Origin of the sequence: Microbacterium sp. HD4P20 (assembly GCF_019449275.2) — a bacterium.
Lineage (GTDB): Bacteria > Actinomycetota > Actinomycetes > Actinomycetales > Microbacteriaceae > Microbacterium.
In genome coordinates this window covers 382,682-403,407 of the sequence record NZ_JAHZQZ020000011.1, presented here as the reverse complement: position 1 = coordinate 403,407, position 20,726 = coordinate 382,682, and the positions used below count along the sequence as shown (strand labels likewise).

The 20,726-nt window shown below is 69.7% G+C and carries 17 protein-coding genes; 12 read left to right on the top strand and 5 right to left on the bottom strand.

Annotated elements, in window-relative coordinates; translation table 11 throughout:
• Positions 1-56: 56 nt before the first annotated feature.
• Both K0817_RS04945 and K0817_RS04940 read left to right on the top strand, forming a co-directional pair.
• A complete protein-coding gene (locus K0817_RS04945; RefSeq protein WP_219980296.1) occupies positions 57-1,724 on the top strand; it encodes a sulfatase in 1,668 nt (555 codons plus the stop codon).
• 2 nt (positions 1,725-1,726) lie between these two features.
• On the top strand, positions 1,727-3,493 hold the full coding sequence (locus tag K0817_RS04940; RefSeq protein ID WP_219980295.1) for a sulfatase: 1,767 nt from the start codon (positions 1,727-1,729) through the stop codon (positions 3,491-3,493).
• 19 nt (positions 3,494-3,512) lie between these two features.
• Here the strand turns inward: K0817_RS04940 and K0817_RS04935 are convergent, their stop codons facing one another.
• Positions 3,513-4,250: a FadR/GntR family transcriptional regulator gene (locus K0817_RS04935; protein ID WP_219980294.1), complete on the bottom strand. Its 738-nt coding sequence runs from the start codon at positions 4,248-4,250 to the stop codon at positions 3,513-3,515.
• A 127-nt stretch (positions 4,251-4,377) separates the two neighbouring features.
• Between K0817_RS04935 and K0817_RS04930 the strand changes: the two genes are divergently transcribed.
• The 8 genes from K0817_RS04930 (at position 4,378) to K0817_RS04895 (ending at position 13,200) form a co-directional block, all read left to right on the top strand.
• Positions 4,378-5,796, top strand: a complete 1,419-nt coding sequence (locus K0817_RS04930) for an MFS transporter (RefSeq protein WP_219980293.1) — start codon at positions 4,378-4,380, stop codon at positions 5,794-5,796.
• The gene (locus K0817_RS04925) at positions 5,793-7,580 is read left to right on the top strand and encodes a dihydroxyacetone kinase family protein (RefSeq protein WP_219980292.1); all 1,788 of its coding nucleotides are present in this window, start codon (positions 5,793-5,795) and stop codon (positions 7,578-7,580) included. Before K0817_RS04930 ends, K0817_RS04925 begins: the two co-directional genes overlap by 4 nt.
• Complete coding sequence (locus K0817_RS04920; RefSeq protein ID WP_219980291.1) at positions 7,573-8,076, top strand: ribose-5-phosphate isomerase; 504 nt, start codon at positions 7,573-7,575, stop codon at positions 8,074-8,076. The genes K0817_RS04925 and K0817_RS04920 overlap by 8 nt, the downstream gene beginning before the upstream one ends.
• Positions 8,076-8,849, top strand: a complete 774-nt coding sequence (locus K0817_RS04915; protein ID WP_219980290.1) for a triose-phosphate isomerase family protein — start codon at positions 8,076-8,078, stop codon at positions 8,847-8,849. Before K0817_RS04920 ends, K0817_RS04915 begins: the two co-directional genes overlap by 1 nt.
• Positions 8,846-9,655 carry a sugar phosphate isomerase/epimerase gene (locus K0817_RS04910; RefSeq protein ID WP_219980289.1) on the top strand — a complete coding sequence of 270 codons (810 nt, stop codon included), beginning with the start codon at positions 8,846-8,848 and terminating at the stop codon, positions 9,653-9,655. The genes K0817_RS04915 and K0817_RS04910 overlap by 4 nt, the downstream gene beginning before the upstream one ends.
• A complete protein-coding gene (locus K0817_RS04905) occupies positions 9,652-10,545 on the top strand; it encodes a phosphogluconate dehydrogenase C-terminal domain-containing protein (protein WP_219980288.1) in 894 nt (297 codons plus the stop codon). The genes K0817_RS04910 and K0817_RS04905 overlap by 4 nt, the downstream gene beginning before the upstream one ends.
• Before the next feature lie 11 nt (positions 10,546-10,556).
• Positions 10,557-11,309, top strand: coding sequence for an SDR family NAD(P)-dependent oxidoreductase (locus K0817_RS04900; protein ID WP_219980286.1), 753 nt, complete (start codon positions 10,557-10,559; stop codon positions 11,307-11,309).
• 148 nt (positions 11,310-11,457) lie between these two features.
• Positions 11,458-13,200 carry a hypothetical protein gene (locus K0817_RS04895; protein ID WP_219980284.1) on the top strand — a complete coding sequence of 581 codons (1,743 nt, stop codon included), beginning with the start codon at positions 11,458-11,460 and terminating at the stop codon, positions 13,198-13,200.
• 122 nt (positions 13,201-13,322) lie between these two features.
• Here the strand turns inward: K0817_RS04895 and K0817_RS04890 are convergent, their stop codons facing one another.
• The 3 genes from K0817_RS04890 to K0817_RS04880 form a co-directional block, all read right to left on the bottom strand.
• On the bottom strand, positions 13,323-14,840 hold the full coding sequence (locus K0817_RS04890; protein WP_253735177.1) for a DUF4038 domain-containing protein: 1,518 nt from the start codon (positions 14,838-14,840) through the stop codon (positions 13,323-13,325).
• Positions 14,841-14,921: 81 nt separating this feature from the next.
• Entirely contained in the window at positions 14,922-15,926 is a 1,005-nt protein-coding gene (locus tag K0817_RS04885) for a substrate-binding domain-containing protein (RefSeq protein ID WP_219980280.1), read from the bottom strand.
• 2 nt (positions 15,927-15,928) lie between these two features.
• Entirely contained in the window at positions 15,929-16,759 is an 831-nt protein-coding gene (locus K0817_RS04880) for an NAD(P)-dependent oxidoreductase (RefSeq protein WP_219980276.1), read from the bottom strand.
• A 116-nt stretch (positions 16,760-16,875) separates the two neighbouring features.
• Between K0817_RS04880 and K0817_RS04875 the strand changes: the two genes are divergently transcribed.
• The gene (locus tag K0817_RS04875; protein ID WP_219980274.1) at positions 16,876-19,470 is read left to right on the top strand and encodes a glycoside hydrolase family 78 protein; all 2,595 of its coding nucleotides are present in this window, start codon (positions 16,876-16,878) and stop codon (positions 19,468-19,470) included.
• 191 nt (positions 19,471-19,661) lie between these two features.
• Here K0817_RS04875 and K0817_RS04870 read toward each other — a convergent pair whose 3' ends face one another.
• Positions 19,662-20,141, bottom strand: coding sequence for a hypothetical protein (locus K0817_RS04870; protein WP_219980272.1), 480 nt, complete (start codon positions 20,139-20,141; stop codon positions 19,662-19,664).
• A gap of 270 nt (positions 20,142-20,411) precedes the next feature.
• On the opposite strand from K0817_RS04870, the gene K0817_RS04865 reads away from it, so the two are divergent.
• Complete coding sequence (locus K0817_RS04865; protein WP_219980270.1) at positions 20,412-20,699, top strand: hypothetical protein; 288 nt, start codon at positions 20,412-20,414, stop codon at positions 20,697-20,699.
• The last annotated feature ends 27 nt before the right edge of the window (positions 20,700-20,726 follow it).

Below are 20,726 nucleotides of genomic sequence, written 5' to 3'. Positions count from 1 at the left end.
AAATACCGTTCAGTGGTTTTGGCAACAGCGCCAACGAACGGCTCGAGGAGGAGACGGTGACTGCGACGAACATCGTGTGGATATCGACGCACGACATCAATCAGCACATCGGTCCGTACGCCGATGTGTGGCCACAGCCCGATCGGCCGAAGACACCCCGTCTCGATGCGCTCGCCGCCGAGGGTGTCCGCTTCGATCAGGCGTTCGCCGCAGCCCCTGTCTGCGCTCCGTCCCGCGCGGCGATCATGACCGGCTGCTACCCCATCTCCACGGGCACCATGCACATGCGGACCAAGGCGGCTCCGCCCAGCGAGGTCCGCCTGCTCAGCGAGTACTTCCGCGCCGCCGGCTACTACACGACGAACAACTGGTTCACCGACTTCCAGGTCGAGACCCCGCCGACGGCGTTCGATGACTGCTCGGCGACGGCGCACTGGCGCGACCGACCCGGCGACGCCCCCTTCTTCGCGGCCTTCCACAGCCTCATCACCCACGAATCCCGTGTCTACGGCGACGACGCCTACTCCGCGGCGACCGCGGGGCTCTCAGATGACCAGCGGTGCGATCCGGAATCCGTGGCGCTTCCGCCCTACCACCCGGACACCCCGGCGTTCCGGTGGGCGTGGTCGCGGTATGTCGACCTCATCACCGCCATGGATGCGTGGGTGGGCGGCATCCTGGACCAGCTGGAAGAGGACGGCCTCGCCGACAACACGCTCGTCGTCTTCTGGAGCGATCACGGCGCGAGCTTCCCCCGCGCGAAGCGCTGGGCGAGCGAGGCAGGCCTTCGCGTCCCCCTGATCGCGCGGTGGCCGGGCCGGCTGGCCGCTGGCGACAACCGCGCCGAGGTCGTGCAGCTGCTCGACCTCGCCCCCACCATGCTCGAGGCCGCCGGCATCGCGATCCCGGAGCACATGCACGGCCGCAGCCTGTTCACCGCGGACGGCACGCCGCGTCCGGTCGCGCCCTACGCGTACGGCGCCCGCGATCGCATGGACGCCCAGGAGGACGCCGTCCGTACGATTCGAGACGACCGCTTCCGATACACGCTCAACCTGCATCCGGACCGCTCCGGCATGCAGTACAACCATTACCCCGACCACCTCGACACGTGGGCGGACTTGCGCAGGCTCGTCCATGAAGAAGGCCTCGAGCTGTCGCTCGGCCGAGCGCCGAGCGTGCTGACCGACCTGCAGCGGTCTGTGGTCGCCGCCGGCCGCCCGGCGGAAGAGCTCTACGACGTGGGCAGCGACCCCCACGAGACCCGCAACCTGGCCGATGACCCGGCCTACGACGACGTCAAGAGCAGACTGCGGGACGCCCTCGCGGCGTGGCGGTCGCAATATGGCGATCTCGGCCAGCTGCCCGAGCGCGAGCTCCTCGAGCGCTGGCGCCCCGGCGGGCGACTGCGGCCCACGGGCGCACCCGAGGTGCGCGTCGACGGGGACGTGGTGGTCGCGATCTGCGAGACCCCGGGAGGGTCCATCGCGTGGACCACCGATCCTCCCGGCGCTGTCGGCGAGCGGAACGAGCTGGAAATCCAGACCGGGTCGCCTGTGCCCGACGGGCGCCGATGGAACCTCTACACGTCGCCCATACCTCGTCCTTCGAGCACTGTGTGGTTCGGTGCGTGGCGCCTCGGATATGCCCCGAGCCCTCAGATCGTGCTGGCGACGGACACCGGCGAGGTGCGGCCCGCCGAAGCCGCCGCAGAGGTGCGTTGAGCATGCGCGCGGTCATGCTGATGTTCGACAGCCTCAATCGCCACATGGTGCCGCCGTTCGTCGACGACGTCCTGTCTCTGCCCTCGTTCCGAAGGCTCGCCGAGCACGCGGTCGCGTTCGACAACTTCTATGCGGGTTCGATGGCATGCATGCCCGCCCGGCGGGAACTTCACACCGGGCGACACAACTTCCTGCACCGCAGCTGGGGCCCGCTCGAGCCGTTCGACGACTCGGTGCCGTCGATGCTCGGTGCGCACGGAGTTCACACCCATCTGGTCTCGGATCATCTTCACTACTGGGAGGACGGCGGCGCGACCTACCACACGCGCTACTCCACCTGGGAGTTCTTCCGCGGCCAGGAGGGCGACCCCTGGAAGGGCGTCGTGGGCGCTGCAGACGTCCGCCAACCGCCCCTCGCGCGCATGCGTTCACAGGACCGGGTGAACCGTGCACACATGTCGACCGAGAAGACGCACTCCCAAACGCGCACGGTCGACGCCGGCCTCGAGTTCATCCGGACCAATGCCGCGGCGGACGAGTGGATGCTGCAGATCGAGCTGTTCGACCCGCACGAGCCGTTCTTCGCCGCGGAACGATTCCGGCAGGCGCGCGGCCTCGAGGAAGAGGCATCCTTCGACTGGCCGGCCTACCGTCGCGTCCTGGAGTCGGACGAGGACGTCGCGCGCGCCCGCGGGGAGTATCTGGCCCTGCTCGACATGTGCGACCACTCGCTGGGTCGCGTGCTGGATGCCATGGACGAGCACGACCTCTGGAATGACACGATGCTGATCGTCAACACCGATCACGGATTCCTCCTCGGTGAGCACGGCTGGTGGGCGAAGGCCCTGCAGCCGTGGTTCAACGAGCTCGTCCATCTGCCGATGTACCTGTGGGATCCGCGCTCTGGGCGGCGCGGCATCCGCGACGATCGCTTGGCTCAGACGGTCGACATCCCGACCACGCTCCTCGACTTCTTCGGCGTCCCGGCCACGGCCGATATGACCGGCCTGCCCCTGCACGCAGACGCAGAAGAGCACGCGGGAGCCCTGTTCGGCATTCACGGCGGACACGTCAACGTCACCGACGGGCGCTACGTCTACATGCGTGCCGCGGCCTCGGCCGACAACGCCCCGCTCGAGGAGTTCACCCTCATGCCCACGCATATGCGCGCGCGGTTCTCGGTGGCGGAGCTCGCGTCATGGGAGCCGGCTGAGCCGTTCACCTTCACCAAGGGCCTGCGCACCATGCGGGTGGCGCCCAGCGCGATGTGGCTGAACTCGTGGCAGCACGGAACCTTGCTCTTCGATCTGTCCGTCGATCCGGGCCAGGCCGACCCGCTCGTCGACGATGCGGTGGAGCTGCGGATGGCGCAGCTCCTGGTCGACCTCATGCGCCGGAGCGACGCCCCTGCGAGCCAGTTCACCCGACTCGGCCTTCCGGTGGAGGGAGATGTGGGCGTCGAGCATCTGCGCGCGGGCGTCGACCGTGAGCGAGCCCTGCGCACGGCCGAACCGATTCCCCGTCGCCACGAGCTGCGTGCGAGCGAGGTGCTCAGCCGCCCGCTTGCCGAGCTGCTGACGGACGCGCACTTCGTCGAGATCATTGCCCGGCATGCCCCCGACGTCGTCCACACCGAGATGGTGGGCCTGTCTCCGGGGGTCGACCTGCTGTCGATGGCGGCACGGGCGGCCATCGACGCCGAGACGCTCCGCGCGCTGGACGCGGACCTCGCCGACGTCGTGGCGCGTCGCGCGTCCGCCTCGGGCTGAGACGGATGTCGTCGGGCGGTCAGCGAGCCGCCTCGGCAGCCAGACGCTGGGATGCGGTCGCCATATGCGCGGCCATGGCCGAGGCCGCGGCATCCTCGTCCCCCGCCTCGACGGCGCGATACACCGCGTCGTGTTCCGCGACGGCCGTGCGAGCCTCGTCTTCGTCATGCACGGCACGATCGGCGTAGACCTGCAGGAGCGAGCGCACCACGTGCAGCAGGTCGACCAGCGTCTCGTTGTCCGCGGCGGTCGCCAGCGCGTTGTGGAAGTCCCGATCGGCGCGGGCGAAGGCTTTGAGGTCGGCCACGTCAGCGCGCATGCGTTCCATCGACGCCGCGAGGGCGGCGCGAGCGGATGCCTCGGCACGCGCAGCCGCGAGGCGCGCGACGTAGATCTCGAGGCCAGACCGCAGGTCGAGCAGTTCGGTCGTGCTCTTGCGTCCGATGAGCAGCCCCCACCGCAGCGTCTGCGGCAGCAGCTCGCTCGCCGTTCCTCGCAGGTAGGTGCCCGATCCGGGCCGCACGTCCACGATGCCGAGGATCTCGAGAGCGGCGAGTGCCTCGCGCACCGCCGACCGGCCGACTCCGAGGGTGCTCGCGAGCTGCCGCTCCGGCGGAAGCCGGGTGCCGGGGTCTATGGACCCCCCGGTGAACAGATCCATGAGCCGTCGGGCCACCTCCGAGGCCGGCGTTCCGCTCGGGAGCACGCCGAGAGCGGCGGTGATCTCGGCGGACCGGTCGTCGGGGTAGGCGGGCATGCGAACAACCTAACCGGTTTGCGTGCTCTCACGCCATAACCGGTCAACCGGTTCTTGCATTTGGTCAACCGGTTTGCCACAATGGTCGGCAACCACCCTCGATCGTCGTCGATGAGCAGGAGTCACCGTGGACCAGAGCAAGACCGCCCCCGAGGCGCCGACCGTCGCCGCCTCGGCGATCCGCAAGGTGTCGATTCGCCTCGTGCCGTTCGTGGCGTTGATGTTCTTCATCAACTACCTCGATCGCACCGCGATCGGCTTCGCCGCACCCAACGGCATGAACGACGACCTTGCGCTCAGCGCGGCTCAGTTCGGTTTCGCGTCGGGCGTCTTCTTCATCGGCTACATCCTGCTCGAGGTGCCGTCGAATCTGGCGCTGCACAAGTTCGGCGCCCGGCGCTGGCTGGCTCGCATCATGGTCAGCTGGGGCATCGTGGCGCTGCTGTTCACGTGGGTGCAGAACTTCGAGCAGCTCGTCGTGCTGCGGTTCTTGCTCGGTGTCGCCGAGGCCGGCTTCTTTCCCGGCGCCATCCTGTTCCTCAGTCTGTGGGTGCCCGCGCAGTACCGCGGCCGGGTGCTCATGCTCTTCTACCTGGCTCAGCCGCTCACCACGGTCATCGGCGCTCCGCTCGCCGGGCTCCTCATCCAGCAGGACCAGGTCTTCTTCGGCCTCGAGGGCTGGCGGTTCATGTTCTTCGGCGTCGCGATCCCCGCGATCATCGTGGGCGTCATCGCGTGGTTCTACCTCAAAGACAAGCCGGCCGACGCGAAGTGGCTGACCCGCGAAGAGCAGGTGTGGCTCACCGACGCCCTCGACCGCGAGAAGGCGGCCACACAGCAGAAGGAGCACGGCCACGTCTCGGCGAAGTACGCCTTCAAGAGCGGCCGCGTGTGGGTGCTGTCCTTCATCTACTTCGGCTTCATCTACGGTCTGTACGCGCTGGCGTTCTTCCTGCCGACGATCATCGAGGGGTTCCAGGCGCAGACCGGGCAGACCTTCGACGTTCTGCAGAAGGGTCTCATCACGGCCATCCCGTACCTGCCGGCCGCGATCGTCATGTACTTCTGGTCGCGGGATGCCTCCAAGCGAGGCCTGAAGACCTGGCACATCGCCGTTCCCGCGATCGCCGGCGCCGTCAGCATCCCGCTCGCGCTGTTCGCGGGCTCCCCCGCCGCCACGATCGCGGTCATCACCGTAACGGCGTGCGCGATCTTCGCGGCGCTGCCCAACTTCTGGACACTGCCCACGCGCTTCCTCACCGGAGCCGCGGCGGCAGCAGGAGTCGCCCTCATCAACACGATCGGCAACCTCGCCGGATTCTCGGCGCCGTACATCACCGGTGCGGTGCGCGACTGGACCGGCAACTACGAGGTACCGATGTTCATCGTCGGCTTCTTCATGCTCGTCTCGGCCGTGCTGATGGTGCTGCTCGCTCGCAGCAACCGCATCAACGCGGCGACCGTCGACGGCGCCCTCCATGACAGCGGCGCCCCGGCGGTCACTCCGACACCCGCCAGCGCGGCCGCCGCGGAGGAGGTCCGATGACGCGGTTGTGGAATGAGCCGGCGGATTTCGCGGATGAGATGGTCGCGGGGTTCGTGGCGGCGAACGAGCGGTATGTGCGGCGGGTGACCGGTGGTGTGGTGCGCTCGACGGTGTCGCCGGCGGGTCAGGTCGCTGTCGTGGTGGGCGGAGGATCGGGCCACTATCCCGCGTTCGGGGGTCTGGTGGGTCAGGGCCTGGCGCATGGTGCGGCGATGGGGAATCTGTTCGCGTCGCCGTCGGCGCAGCAGGTGTATGCGGTGGCCAAGGCCGCCGACAACGGTGGTGGGGTGTTCTTCTGCTACGGCAATTACGCCGGCGACGTGCTGAACTTCGATGCCGCGCAGGAGCGGCTGCGGGGCGAGGGGATCGCGTGCGAGACGGTGACCGTCACCGACGATGTGGTGAGCGCGTCCGCCGAGGAGAAGCACAGGCGTCGCGGGATCGCGGGGGATCTGGCGGTGTTCCGTATCGCCGCGGCTGCGGCCGAGGCGGGGTACGACCTTGCCGAGGTGGCCAGGGTGGCACGGCTGGCCAACGAGCGGACCCGTTCGTTCGGTGTCGCGTTCACCGGCTGCACGCTTCCCGGTGCTGAGGCGCCGCTGTTCACCGTGCCGGAGGGTCGGATGGCGGTGGGGCTGGGTATCCACGGTGAGCCGGGCATCGATGAGACCGGCATCCCCACCGCCGACGGACTGGCCGAGCTGCTGGTGGGCCGGCTGCTGGACGAGGTGCCCGGCGGGGTGACCGCGGCCGGGGCCCGGGTGGTCCCGATCCTCAACGGGCTGGGGTCGTTGAAGTACGAGGAGATGTTCGTCGTCTACCGGCGCATCGCGCAACTGCTCACCGACGCCGGGCTGGAGATCATCGACCCGCACGTGGGCGAGTACTGCACCAGCTTCGACATGGCCGGAACCTCGCTCACCCTGTTCTGGCCCGACGGTGCTGATCAGAACAGCGAATTGTCCGACCTGTGGGACACACCCGTCGACACCCCCGCCTACCGGCGCGGGTCGGTCGCGACGGCAGCGCGGGCGGACACTTCGGCTCGTACCTCGCTCAGTGCACGTGCTTCCTCGGCCCCGGCCGATGCGACCCTCGAGGATGTGCCACCGGCGGACGAGGCATCCCGCGCCATCGCTACCACCGTGCTCGCCGCGGTGCAGACCATCGCCGAGACCGTCGACACCCACGCCGACGAACTCGGCCGCATCGACGCGATCGCCGGGGACGGCGACCACGGCATCGGCATGCAGCGCGGCTCACACGCCGCGCTGGCCGCCGCTCGCGTCGCGGTCGACGCCGGTGCCGGCGCCGGCACCACACTTGCCTGGGCCGCAGACGCGTGGTCCGACAAGGCCGGCGGCACGTCGGGGGCGCTGTGGGGCGTCATCCTGAACGCCATCGCCGCCAAGCTCGGCGACCAGGGACGCCCGGAGGCCACCACCGTCGCGGCCGGGGTGGCCGCCGCATCCCGTGGAGTCATCGACTTCGGCAAGGCCGAGGTGGGCGACAAGACGATGGTCGACGCGCTCGTGCCGTTCAGTTCGACCTTGGCCCACGCGGTGGACGGCGGCGCCGACCTCGCGACGGCATGGCGGACGGCCGCGGATGCCGCGACTCGCGCCGCCACGGCCACCTCAGACCTGCTCCCCCGCATGGGACGGGCTCGCACCCACGGCGAGCACGCGCTCGGCACGCCAGACCCGGGTGCGCACTCGCTCGCCCTCATCGCCACCGCCGTGGGCGAGTTGCTCACGACCGAGAAGGAGAAGGCCGATGCCTGACACCGCCACCACGCCTCAGCCGCCGACCAGGGAGCCGCTGCGGATCGTTGTCGGCTGCGATGATGCCGGCTTCGACTACAAAGAGGTCCTCAAGCAGGACCTCGACAACAACCCTGGTGTGGCCGAGGTGATCGATGTGGGTGTGGGTGCCGATGGCCACACCCCGTACCCGAGGGTCGCGATCGAGGCTGCCCAGCGTGTTGCGGCCGGGGATGCCGACCGTGCGCTGCTGATCTGCGGCACCGGCCTGGGGGTGGCGATCGCGGCGAACAAGGTCGCCGGCATCCGCGCGGTCACCGCGCACGACTCGTACTCGGTGGAGCGGGGTGTGTTGTCCAACAACGCACAGGTGCTGACCATGGGCCAGCGCGTGATCGGCATCGAGCTGGCCCGCCGCCTGGTGCGCGAGTGGCTCACCTACCGGTTCGATGAGTCCTCGGCATCGGCGGAGAAGGTCGCCGTGATCGACGAGTACGAGACCACCGGCAGCTGCTGATGTCCGGGCCGGTCGTGGTGGGGGTGAGCCTGAAGACGTACTTCGGGCACCAGCAGGCCGCGGCCTGGTTCACCGAGGTCGCCCAGCGCGTGGGCGAGCACTTCGCGGTGACCGCCGGCGACGTGCGGCTGTTCGTGATCCCCACCTACCTGCAGATCCCCGCCGCGCTCGACGCGTTCGCCGGCACCCCCGTCGCGGTCGGCGCGCAGGACGTCTCGGCCTTCCCACCCGGCGCGTTCACCGGTGAAGTCACCGCGGACGAGCTGGCCGAGCTCGGCGTGGCGTATGCCGAAGTCGGCCACGCCGAACGCCGCCGCCTGTTCGCCGAGACCGACGAGGTCGTCGCCGCCAAAGTCGCCGCCGCACTGGGCGCGGGCATCACGCCGGTGCTGTGCGTGGGCGAAACCGACCACCTCGCAGCCCGTGACGCGGCCACAGCGACCGTCGCCCAGCTGCACGCCGACCTCGAGGACGCTCCCGCCGGCCCGGTCCTCGTCGCGTACGAACCGGTCTGGGCCATCGGCGCACCCCAGCCCGCACCCGCCGCGCACATCACCACCGTCACCCGTGCGCTGCGCACCGCGCTTCACGCACTCCCCGCACACGCCGGCAGCAGCATCATCTACGGCGGCTCAGCCGGACCTGGACTGCTCACCGAACTCGGCGACCACGTCGACGGCCTCTTCCTCGGCCGCTTCGCCCACGACCCCGACGCCCTCATCACCGTCCTCGACGAGGCATCCGCCCTCGCAGCGAAGCGGGAGCCCGCATGATAGGCCTCGGGACCTATGCGTTCTTCTGGCAGCACTCCGACCAGGTGCCGGAGCCGCTGTCGCTCGTCGGCGCCTTCGAGGCGACCAAGGCCCTCGGAATCGACCTCTTCCAGATCTGCGACTACGCCCCGCTCGAGTCCATGGGCTCGGGCGAGCTCGCCGAGGCCGCGGCCGCCGCACGGGACCTCGGCCTCACGATCGAACTGGGAACGAAGGGCATCGAGCCCGAGCGACTGACCCGCTTCCTCGACCTCGCCGGGCTGTTCGACGCGCACCTCGTGCGGAGCATGCTCTACTCCCCTGACACCCGGCCCACCCTGGCTCAGGCCGAGGACTGGCTGCGCGCCGCACTGCCGGGCTTCGAGGCATCAGGAGTCGACCTCGCCCTCGAGACGTACGAGCAGGTCGCGACCGACGAGCTGGTCGCCCTGATCGAGCGCATCGGCAGCGAGCGGCTCGGCGTGTGCCTCGACCCGGCGAACGTCGTCGCTCGCCTCGAGCGCCCGCGGGACTGTGTCGAGGCCACCGCGCGGCACGTGAAGAACATCCATGTGAAGGACTTCGCCTTCGCCCGCCAGGCCGGCTGGGTCGGCTTCACCTACGGTGGCGCGCCCATGGGTGAGGGCCTGCACGACTACGCCCACTTGCTCGCCACCGTCCGCCCCCGCGAGCGCGGCGTCAACGAGCCGGAGGTCAACGAGATCGTCGAGCACTGGCTCTCGTGGCAGGGCGACGCCGAGACCACCATCCGAACCGAGCGGGAATGGACCCGCATCACCGTCGAATACCTGAGGAGCATCGCATGAGCACCACCGCCGACGAGACCAGCACCCAGACCTACAAGATCGCCGTCATCGGAGCGGGCGGCAAGATGGGTATGCGCGTCTCGAACAATCTCGTCAAGACGGCGCACGAGGTCGCGTACGTCGAGAACTCGCCCGCCGGACAGCAGCGCACGATCGACGCGGGCCGTGAGCTGACGGATGCTGCGACCGCCGTCGCCGACGCCGAGATCGTCGTGCTCGCCGTGCCCGACCTCGCCCTGCAGTCCGTGACCGCCGACCTGGTGCCCCAGCTGCAGCCGGGAGCGATCGTGCTCACGCTCGACCCCGCCGCCGCGTACGCCGGTCTGCTCACCACGCGCGAGGACGTCATCCAGGCCGTCGCGCACCCGTGCCACCCCTCGATCTTCCTGCAGCGGCAGACACCCGAGGAGTGGGCCGACACCTTCGGCGGCATCGCCGCCCCGCAGGACGCGATCGCCGCGATCGAGTCCGACGACCCGGCCAAGCAGGCGATCGTCGAGGCCACCGTCCGCGCGATCTACGCACCCGTGATCGACGTGCACTGGGTCACGATCAAGCAGCTCGCCCAGCTCGAGCCGACCCTCGTCGAGACCGTCGCCTGCATGATCGGCGCCCTGCTGAACGAGGCGCTGCAAGAGACCGTGAACACCATGGGTGTTCCCGAGGCGGCGGCCCGCAGCATCCTGTACGGCCACACCCAGGTGGCGCTGGCCAACGCCCTGCGCGGCGACAACCCGTTCTCGGACGCCTGCCTCATCGCCATGGACTACGGCCGTGAGAGCATCATCAAGGAGGACTGGAAGAAGATCTTCCGCGACGACGAGCTCGACAAGAACCTCGCGCGCATGCTCCACCTCCCGAAGATCGACCGCAGTCGCACCGAGCGTTGAGAATGGGCAGCATGTCGCGACTCGAGGGCAAGACCGCACTCGTCACGGGTGCCGGCACCGGCATCGGCAGGGCTGTAGCGGAACGTTTCGTCCGTGAGGGCGCGCGGGTCGTGATCGCGGATCGGGATGCCGCGGCCGCCGCGTCGACCACCGAGGCCCTGGGCTCGTCGGCCCGGGCATCGGTCATGGACATCTCGGACGAGGCATCGGTCGATGCCGCCTTCACCGAGCTGGACGCCGCGAACTGGGCGCCGGACGTCGTCGTCGCAAACGCCGGCGTGCAGCTGTTCGGGCAGGATGCACCGGCAGCCGACCTCGACCTCGAGGTGTGGAGGCGGACGATCGACGTGAATCTCACCGGGACCTTCCTGACCGTCAAGCACGCGATCCGCTCGATGCTGCCGCGCGGCGGCGGCTCGATCATCCTGACCGGTTCGCCGACGGGACTGAACGGCGAGGGCAAGGACTTCACCGCGTACAGCGCGTCCAAGGCCGGCATCCACGGGCTCACCCGTACGGTCGCGGCGGCATATGCCGATCGCGGCATCCGGGTGAACACGGTCGTTCCCGGCTACACCGAGACGTCGCTCGTGACGACGATCACGTCAGACCCCGAGGCGCGTGCGGGCATCATCGGGCGCATTCCGATGGGCCGCGCCGGCACACCCCACGACGTCGAGGGCATCATGGTGTTCCTCGCCTCGGACGACGCCGCATTCGCCACCGGCGCGTTGTTCGCCGTCGACGGCGGCATGACGATCTGACCGTGGTGGCGCGGGGCGGCGCTGGCCGCGTCCACGCCGTGGCCCTGGCCGTTCCCTTGCCCTGAATGTACGGCGAAGTGCCGGAACCGCGTACACACAGGGCAAGTGAACACGGTGGGTCGGGGGTAGAGAGAGGAGGATCGGGAGCATGACCGGGCAGTGGTGGGGCGAGAGCGTGCGGGCATGGCGCAGCGGACCGTGGTCGCTCGAAGTGCGCGACGACGAGGTCGCCGACATCGCCTACGAGGGCCACGTCGTACTGCGGTCGGTCCGTGCGGTGATCCGCGATCGCAACTGGGACACCGCGGGCCTCATGGTCGACCGGGTCGACACGAGCGAGCTCGCCGTCACCCTGCATGTGCGCTCCCAAGGACTCGGCGCAGACGTGCGCGGCATCGTCCGCGCCGAGATGCGCGGCCCCGGCCGCCTCACGGTGCTGACCGACCTCGAGTCGCAGAGCGAATTCTTGACCAATCGCACCGGGCTGGTCGTGCTGCATCACCCGCGCCTCGCGGGTGAGGCGCTGCAGATCCGCCACCCCGGCGGCGACGTCGAGAAGACCCGCTTCCCTGCGCGCATCAGCCCGCACCAGCCGGCGTTCGACATCGCGGGGCTCACGTGGAACGACGCCGGTCTGAGCGTCGGGCTCCGCTTCGAGGGCGACGTCTTCGAGATGGAAGACCAGCGCAACTGGACGGATGCCTCGTACAAGACGTACAGCCGTCCCCTTTCGCTTCCCGTCCCCTACCGGCTCGCCCCGGGTGAGCGGGTCGTCCAGTCGATCGCGATCACGGTTGCGGGACAACCGCTTGTCGCGGACGCCGACGACACGGCGCACATCCGGCTCGAGCCCGGCACGCCGTTCCCCGCGATCGCGGTGTCCGCCGCAACGGGTCCCGCCCCGGCGCCCACGTTGACCCCGTCGACCGGCACGCCGTCGGCGAGCGCGGTGCTCGTCGAGCTGGATCTCGCGACCCGCAACTGGCGGGCGGCGCTCGAGCGCGCGGCATCCGCCGGCCGTCCCCTCGACGTGCGCTTCGTGATCGCCGACGACGACCACGCCCGTATCGCTGACGGCGTGCGGGCTCTGGACGGTCTGCCCGTCGTCCGCGTAACAGCGTTCTGGCCGACCGGACCGTCACGCCATGTGTCGGATGCCGCCGCCATCGCCCTGCTGCGAAGCACCCTCGCCGAAGCCGGGGTGAGGATCGACGTGGTCGGCGGGGCGCGCTCGCACTTCACCGAGCTCAATCGGGAGCGCCACCGGCTCCCCGGCGATCTCGACGGCGTGGTGTTCAGCGTGACACCGCTCTTTCACAGTCTCAGCACCGCGCAGCTCATCGAGTCGCTACCGATGCAGCGGCTGGTCGCGACGCAGGCAGTCGAGATCGCCGGCGGCACTCCGGTGCACATCGGCCCGATCTCGCTGCGCCCGCACTTCAACGACGTGGCGACCGTGCCGCCGCCGATGCCCGAGCACGACGACCTGCGCGACGGCTACGGCGCGGGCCTGACCGACGCGGTGGACGCCCGACAGACCTCTCCCGAGCTGGCCGCGTGGACCATCGCGAGCGCCGCGGCCCTGTCGGTGCCGGGGGTCGCGACGCTGACCTACTTCGAGGAGTGGGGCGATCGCGGCATCCGCTCCGCCGACGGCTCGCCGCGTCCTGTCGCCGCGGCGGTGACCGCGCTCGCCGGCCTCTCGGGGGCATCCGGCTTGCGCGGTTCGTCGCCCGACGGCCTGGTGTGGGCGATCGGCGCCCGCATGGACGGCGTCGATACCGTACTGGTCGCAAACCTCGACCGCCGCGACCGCCGGGTCGAAGTCGAGATCGCCGACGGCACGACCCGCGCCGTCACGGTGCCTGCCGGGACGTTCGCCCGTCTGTGACTTCCGGTCGTTGAGCGAGCGAGGAACGAGCGAGACGAAACGCCTCACCAGCGAGCGACGTCAGCTCGACGCGTTTCGTCTCGCGAGCGCGCTCGACGACCGGCCACCACCAACGGCCACGCTCACGCCTCGACGCGGGTGATGCGAAGCGCGAGCGCCTCGCCTGCCGGCAGCGCCACGGGAGCGGACTCGCGGTCGTAGGCGTCGTTGCGCTGCACGTCGGTCAGCGTGAACCGGCGGCCGACGGGCGTGATCGTCATGTTCCAGGTGTCGATGACGTCGACTTCGAACACGTCGCCTTCTTCGACCCGCTCCCCCGGAACGCCGATCGGCAGGCGGAACTCCCATGACTCCGGCGCCGAGCGCCCGAGATACTGCACGTAGATCTGCCGCGGCACGCCTGCTACGTGGGCGGGGTCATCCCACTTGTCGATCGGGTCGAGCCCTGGGCCGTCCACGTTCTCGAGGACTTGGCGCAGGAACCCCAAGCGCGCGGGCGACTCTCCGCGCAGCGGTCCGCCTTCCACCATGTGCAGGCTGCCGCTCTCGGTGACGAAGCTCTCACCGTGCGACGCGTAGCAGCCGGCGACCGTCGTGATCCAGAACTGGTGCACCAGTTCGTGCCCGTCGAGATTGCCCCACCGCTCCGGGATGTCGCCCTCGTACTTGATCTCATCGAGCACGACGGGCTTGCCGTAAACGTCGCGGTAGAGGTTGGCGCGGCCGAAGTCGGTGGTCGCCGAGCCGTTCTGGATCGAGGCGTGCGTCACCCACGGCTTGTTGTTGTCGTAGAGCTCGATCCAGTTGTGGATCGAGCGCAGGTGGTCGTACGGGTCGATCTCGTTCAGGAGGGCACCGGTGCGATCCCAGCGCTCGGCAGGCCGCTCCAGCTGGTCGAACTCGTTGCACAGCGACCACCACACGTGGGGGTAGGCGGCCAGGCGAGCAACGAGGTAGCGCAGGTAGATCGCGTCCTCTTCCTCGGTGAACTCGTTGAGACCGAACTGACCACGGTCATAGGCGTTGTAGATGAGCACGTCGGCCTGGATGCCGCGCTCCCCGAGCACCCCGACGGCGCGGTCGAGACGCTGGAAGAACTCGGGAACGGGCTTCGCGACGTCCCACCGGCCGTCCGTCTTCTCGAACGGCATCAGCTCCGGCACGTGCTCGATGTACCCGCCGCCCTGCGGGAAGACCATGAACCGGAACTTGTTGAACCCCGCCTCGGCGATCGCGTCGACGGTGGAGGAGAACAGAGGCTCGCCCTGGTGCAGCCAGTTGTACGCGGTCGCACCCACCGGGCGGAAGGGCGTGCCGTCGGCGTGCGCGAAGTGGAAGCGATGCGCCACCCGCACGGGGCCGTGGTCCTCGCCGCGGACGACCTCGAACGTGCCGGTCACTCGCGACAGCGCGGCATCCTCGCTCTCGGTCTGCCAGGTCCACTCCCCCTCGAGATCGGGGGCGAACCTTGCGCGGTACGTGGTGCCGCCGTCCCAGAATCCCGGCACGGCGCGTTCGGCTCCGGATGCCGCGTGCCGCAGTCGCACGGTGAGCGGCGTGCGATCGGCGGGAATGAGCGCCGATCCCTCGAACGTCAGCTCGATGGGGCGGTACAGCTCATGCGGCTGGGAGGGGGACACGTCGTTCTCCTTCGGTTCGTTCGTCGTATATGTACGTGAAATCGCCCGTCCGGCGTACATATACGACGAACGAACTGTGGGTCAGGGGGTACGGGGTGTGCGGCGCGAACTCTCGCGCACGATCAGCTCCGGTGCGTACACGCGCTGCGGGTCGGGCACCGACGCGTGCTCGATCGCCTCGAAGAGCAGATCGACGGCCGTCGCGCCGAAATCCTCATGGCGGGCTCGGACGCTCGTGAGCGGAATGAGGGATGCCTCGGCGAACTCGTTGTCGTCGTAGCCGACCAGCGCGATCTCGGCCGGCACCGATACGCCGCCCGCCACGAGCGCTTGCAGGATGCCGAGCGCGAGCACATCGTTCGCCGCGAAGATCCCATCCGGCCGTTCTTCAGGACCCCGCGCGACGATGGCGGCACCGACGGCGCGACCCGCTGTGATCGACCGATCCGTGACCTCGATCACTTCGAGCGCCGTGGTCACGGCGCGCACGCCCTCGAGCCGATCGGCGACCTGTTGCACGGGCAGCGGTCCTCCCACGAACGCCAGCCGACGGCATCCGCTCACCATCAGGTGCTCGGCAGCCTGCCGACCGCCCGACACATCGTCGATCGACACCGACGGCTGGTCTTCGCGGCGGGCCCGGCGCCCCACCAGCACGGAGGGCGTGCCTCGATCGCGGAGCGCGGCGAGCCGATCTTCGACCGGCTCGAACGACGACACGAGAAGGCCCCGCACCTGGCGCTGCTCGAAGGCTTCGAGGTAGGCGTCCTCGCGAGCGCGGTCGCCGTGCGAGTGAGCCAGGAAGACAGTCATGCCGAGGCTCTGGGCCCGCGATTCGACCTCTCGCGCGATCTCGGCGACGTGCGGGTTACTGACATCGGGTGAGAGGTAGCCGATGACGCTGCTCACGCCGAGGCGAAGCTGCCGGCCCGCCGTGTTCGGCACGAAGCCGAGCTCGGCGATCGCCGCGGCGATGCGTCCGGCCCGTTCCGCGGACACGCGGTCGGGGTGGTTGAGGAACGCCGAGACCGTGCCGACCGCGACTCCTGCGCGCTCGGCGACCTGGCGGATTCCCGGTCTCGACACGATCAGCGCCAGTCGTACCGGGCGGTGAAGCCCAGCCGCTCCTGGATCTTGCGCGTCGACATGAGCGATTCGAACTCGCCGAGGTCATCGGCGACCGGCGTGCCCGGGAACCACCGGGCTGCCACGTCGCGGGATGCCGAGGCCACGCCCGACTCGGGAGCGGCGACGTTGTAGACCTCGAAGCCCGGTTGGGCGGCGGCAAGTGCCAGCGCGACGGCCTCGGCACCATCACGCGCGTCGATCCACGAGCCGACCAGATCGCGCCGGTACTGCGGATCGCCCGCCCGCTCGAACGTCGCGTACTCATCCTCAGCGACGACATTGGTGAACCGCAGCGCCGTGATCGAGGTGTCGGGGTGCCACCGGGCGAGCTGGGCGGCGATCGTCTCTTCCGCGACCTTGCCGAGCCCGTAGGTGTTGTTGGCGCTCGTGTAGGTCTCGTCGACGGGCAGCGAGGGCGGTGCCTCGTCGAACGGGAACCCCATCGCGGTGATGCTCGAGGCGAGCACGATGGTGCGGATGCCCGCGCGGTGCGCCGCGAACATCGCGTTGAACGACACGGTCATGTTGTTGTGGAAGGTCGCGGCATCCGGCACGAGGCCGTTCACCGGAATGGCGGCGAGGTGCACGAGGGCGTCTAGTCCGTCGTGGCGTGCCGTCACCGACAGAAGGGCGTCGAGCGTCTGCCCGAAGTCGGTCAGGTCGACGCGCGTGAAGCCCGGACCGGAAGTACCGGCGAGGTCGAAGCCGATCACGTCGTGGCCGTCGGCCCGCAGGCGCTCCACCGTCGCGCGGCCGAGCTTGCCACTACTGCCCGTCACACCGATCGTCATGATGCCTCCTCGCGCCGCCACGACTTGAAACGTTTCGAAGTCGATGCCACACTCACTGTACACGCAGGACCGAAACGTTTCAGAGCTTCCACCGAACCAACCCGGGAAGGCCCACCATGACCGTCATCGTCGACGCGCCCCGCATCGAGCATCACCGCGAACCCCTCGGGATCGGTGAACGGATGCCGCGGCTCTCGTGGACGGTCGCCTCCGCTCCGTCGGGCTGGCGGCAGGACGCCTACCGCGTCGAACTCGAACGCGGCGGCGCGACGACGTCGCACGAAGTGCAGAGCCCCGAGCAGGTGCTGGTGGACTGGCCCGGTGATCCCCTGAGCTCGCGCGACATCGTCACCGTGCGGATCGCCGTGCGGGGTGCCGACGGCGCGTGGTCCGAGGCATCCGCCCCCACCACCCTCGAAGCAGGGCTGCTCGAGCCGTCGGACTGGGTGGCGCGACCGATCGGGTCTATCCGCAATGAGAACGCCCACTCCGACCAGCGCCGCCCGTCGATCGTGCGCCGCGAGTTCGAGGCGCAGGGCGGGCTGGTCCGGGCACGGCTGTACGCGACCGCGCACGGCCTGTACGAGGCCGAGCTCAACGGCGAGCGCGTCGGCGACGACACGCTCTCACCGGGCTGGACCGTGTACGGGCAGCGGCTTCGCTACTACACCTACGACGTCACCGACAGCGTGCGCCCGGGCACCAATGCGATCGGCGCGTGGCTCGGCGACGGCTGGTACCGCGGCCGGCTGGGCTGGCGCGGCGGGTTTCGCAACCTCTACGGCGCCGACCAGTCCTTCCTCGGTCAGCTCGAGCTCACGTACGCCGACGGCTCGCGCGAGATCATCGGGACCGACCACTCCTGGACCTCGGCGGCGAGCCCCATCCTGCACAGCGGCATCTACGACGGAGAGGACTACGACGCCCGCGAAGAGCACCGAGGGTGGTCGTCCCCGGGCTTCGACGAGGCCGGGTGGGAGGGCGTGCAAGAGCGCCACCGCGACCCCGCGACTCTCGTCTCACCCACCGCTCCCCCGGTCCGCTGCACGGAGGAGCTCCGCCCTGTCGAGGTGCTCACCGGGCCGAGTGGCTCACGCATCCTCGACTTCGGGCAGAACCTCGTCGGCCGCGTGCGTATCCGCGTGAGCGGGCCCGCGGGCGCCACCGTCACCCTGCGCACCGCCGAGGTGATGCAGGACGGCGAGATCTACACGCGGCCGCTGCGCGACGCGCGCTCGGCCGACAACTACACCCTCGCCGGCCGCGACGTCGAGGAGTGGGAACCGCGATTCACCTTCCATGGCTTCCGCTACGTCGAGGTTGCAGGCTGGCCGGGCGACCTCGACGCCGATGCGGCCGCCGGCGCCCTGATCGCCCGGGTCTACCACACCGACCTCGAGCGCACCGGGTGGTTCGATTCCTCCGACCCGGCGCTCAACCGCCTGCACGAGAACGTGCGCTGGGGCATGCGCGGCAACTTCGTCGACATCCCGACCGACTGCCCGCAGCGCGACGAACGCGTCGGCTGGACCGGCGACATCCAGGTCTTCGGGCCGACCGCCTCGACGCTGTACGACGTGTCGGGCATGCTCTCGGGCTGGCTGCACGACCTCGCGATCGAGCAGCTGCCCGACGGCACAGTCCCCTGGTACGTGCCTGTCATCCCCGCCGACCGGATGTGGACGCCGATACGGCCGGGCGCCGCGTGGGGCGACGTCGCGACGCTCCTGCCCTGGACGCTCTACGAGCGCTTCGGCGACACCGGCGTGCTGCGCGCGCAGTTCGACAGCGCCCGCCGCTGGGTCGATCTGCTCGCGCGCCTGGCCGGACCGTCGCGCCTGTGGAACACCGGGTTCCAGCTCGGCGACTGGCTCGACCCGGCCGCGCCCCCGCAGGACCCGGCCGACGCCCGCACCGACCGCTACCTCGTCGCCACCGCGTACTTCGCGAAGTCGGCGCGGACCGTCGCGCGCATGGCCGAGGTGCTCGGCCTGGATGAGGAGCGCGTGCACTACGACGCCCTGGCCGCCGAGGTCGTCGCCGCGTTCGCCGCGGAGTACGTGAACGCCGACGGCACCATGACCAGCGACGCGCAGACGGCGTACGCTCTCGGCTTGCGGTTCGATCTCATCACCGATCCGCACAGACGGGATGCCGCGGCCTCCCGTCTTGCGCAGCTCGTGCGCGACGCAGGCAATCGCATCGCGACCGGGTTCGTCGGCACGCCGCTGGTGTCGGATGCGCTGAGCGCCGGCGGGCACATCGACACGGCCTACGATCTGCTGCTCGAGCGCGAGTGCCCGTCCTGGCTCTACCAGGTGGAGCAGGGTGCGACCACGGTGTGGGAGCGCTGGGATTCGCTCATGCCCGACGGCACCGTGAACCCGGGCACGATGACGTCGTTCAATCACTACGCGCTGGGCGCCGTCGCCGACTGGATGCACCGCGTCGTCGCCGGCCTCGCCCCCGACGCACCGGGATACCGCAGGATCCGCTTCGCGCCGCGGCCCGGTGGCGGACTCACCTCGGCCTCGGCACGACACCTCACCCCTTACGGCGAGGCGGCTATCACCTGGCGCATCGAGGACGGGGCGCTGCACGTCGAGGTCACGGTGCCGGTGGGAACCGAGGCCGTGCTGGACTTCGTCGGGGTCGACGAAGAGTCCGTAGGCCCCGGCATCCATTCCCGTACCGTCAGGTTCTCGCAGTGACGGTGGCCGCACCGGTCGGAGCGAGTGGGTAGGAACACCAGCCGTGCCTGATCGGCAGCGATCACGTACTTCTCGCAGAGACGTCGCGAACGGCCGCTTCTACGCGGTCGACGCGGCCATTTGCGACAGTTCGGTGAGTTTCGGCGGGCGCGCGCCGGCCCATCTGAGACAGCGCATCCGCCCAGGCGCCGCTAGCCCTGTCCAGGGGCTCCGTACGTCGCGCCGTTCGGGAGGGACGGGCAGGCCGCGGACTCGGTTTGAGCCGCGATCTCGGCTCTGACCGCGACACCGTCGTGGATCTTCGCGACCGTGTAGACGATCCCTTCCTGGGCGTCCGGCGCAGGGATGTAACCGACGATCGCTGAAGTGATCGCCGGATCATCGGACACCGGCCCGATCGCGGTCGTCACCAGATCGGCGGTCGGGTGCTCCATCAGCCAGTTGGCCGTCTCGTGGACGGTCGCGCCGGGGATCGTCCAGAACGCTTCGAGGTCCTCGACCGGGCCGCACGGCCACCCTGTCCACGAGTCGAACCTGCCGACACTCACGTCGGAGGGGACGGCTCCTGGCGGCAGGACAGCCGCATCGAGCCACGCCTGAGCCTGCTCCCGCGCCGCGGCATCCGTGCTCTCCGAAGAGGTCGGTTCGCTCGTCTCAGAGGGCTCACTCATCGCCTCGGATGTGGGTGCCCCGCCACCAGCCGCTGCCGAGGCGCACGCAGTCAGACCAAGAGTGAGGAATAGCGCACTGACGACCAGAACTGAGCGAGACCGCATGCCCCCACCGTAGCGGCCAGGGCGGATCGGCCCGCCTCACCCACGAGCAGGTCGCAACCGCACGGGACAGGATGTCGTCCGGCTCGATGACGCTCACCCACGGGAATGCCGGTCTTGGCTCGGCCGTTGCAGTTTCCTGACCAGCCGACCCCAGAGGGAGCCCCGATGGTTACACCCACCACCCCCGGCGTGCGAGACTCCACCGGCGCTGCCGTCGTCGCTCCGTCGGCACCCAAACCGCCGTCCGTACACGTCCGCGCGGTCATCACATGGTTGGCGATCTTCCCGCTTGTCGCGATCGGCATGCTCGCCATGGGACCCATCTCGGTCGACTGGCACCCGGTGGCGCGGGCGTTCGTGCTCACCCTGATCGTCGTCCCCCTCGCGGTATACCTGGTCGTCCCCCAGTTGATGCGCGCGTACGGCGCGATCCGCGCACGGAAGCGCCGCTGACCTCCTCGATCGATTGAGCGGTGGCTG

What these genes read in the sequence shown, in the direction of transcription:
- K0817_RS04895 (WP_219980284.1), top strand. Translation starts at nt 11,458, where the DNA reads ATGACCGGGCAGTGGTGGGGCGAGAGCGTGCGGGCATGGCGCAGCGGA.
- K0817_RS04915 (WP_219980290.1), top strand. Translation starts at nt 8,076, where the DNA reads ATGTCCGGGCCGGTCGTGGTGGGGGTGAGCCTGAAGACGTACTTCGGG.
- K0817_RS04870 (WP_219980272.1), bottom strand. Translation starts at nt 20,141, where the DNA reads ATGAGTGAGCCCTCTGAGACGAGCGAACCGACCTCTTCGGAGAGCACG.
- K0817_RS04910 (WP_219980289.1), top strand. Translation starts at nt 8,846, where the DNA reads ATGATAGGCCTCGGGACCTATGCGTTCTTCTGGCAGCACTCCGACCAG.
- K0817_RS04875 (WP_219980274.1), top strand. Translation starts at nt 16,876, where the DNA reads ATGACCGTCATCGTCGACGCGCCCCGCATCGAGCATCACCGCGAACCC.
- K0817_RS04865 (WP_219980270.1), top strand. Translation starts at nt 20,412, where the DNA reads ATGGTTACACCCACCACCCCCGGCGTGCGAGACTCCACCGGCGCTGCC.
- K0817_RS04925 (WP_219980292.1), top strand. Translation starts at nt 5,793, where the DNA reads ATGACGCGGTTGTGGAATGAGCCGGCGGATTTCGCGGATGAGATGGTC.
- K0817_RS04940 (WP_219980295.1), top strand. Translation starts at nt 1,727, where the DNA reads ATGCGCGCGGTCATGCTGATGTTCGACAGCCTCAATCGCCACATGGTG.
- K0817_RS04880 (WP_219980276.1), bottom strand. Translation starts at nt 16,759, where the DNA reads ATGACGATCGGTGTGACGGGCAGTAGTGGCAAGCTCGGCCGCGCGACG.
- K0817_RS04935 (WP_219980294.1), bottom strand. Translation starts at nt 4,250, where the DNA reads ATGCCCGCCTACCCCGACGACCGGTCCGCCGAGATCACCGCCGCTCTC.
- K0817_RS04920 (WP_219980291.1), top strand. Translation starts at nt 7,573, where the DNA reads ATGCCTGACACCGCCACCACGCCTCAGCCGCCGACCAGGGAGCCGCTG.
- K0817_RS04905 (WP_219980288.1), top strand. Translation starts at nt 9,652, where the DNA reads ATGAGCACCACCGCCGACGAGACCAGCACCCAGACCTACAAGATCGCC.
- K0817_RS04900 (WP_219980286.1), top strand. Translation starts at nt 10,557, where the DNA reads ATGTCGCGACTCGAGGGCAAGACCGCACTCGTCACGGGTGCCGGCACC.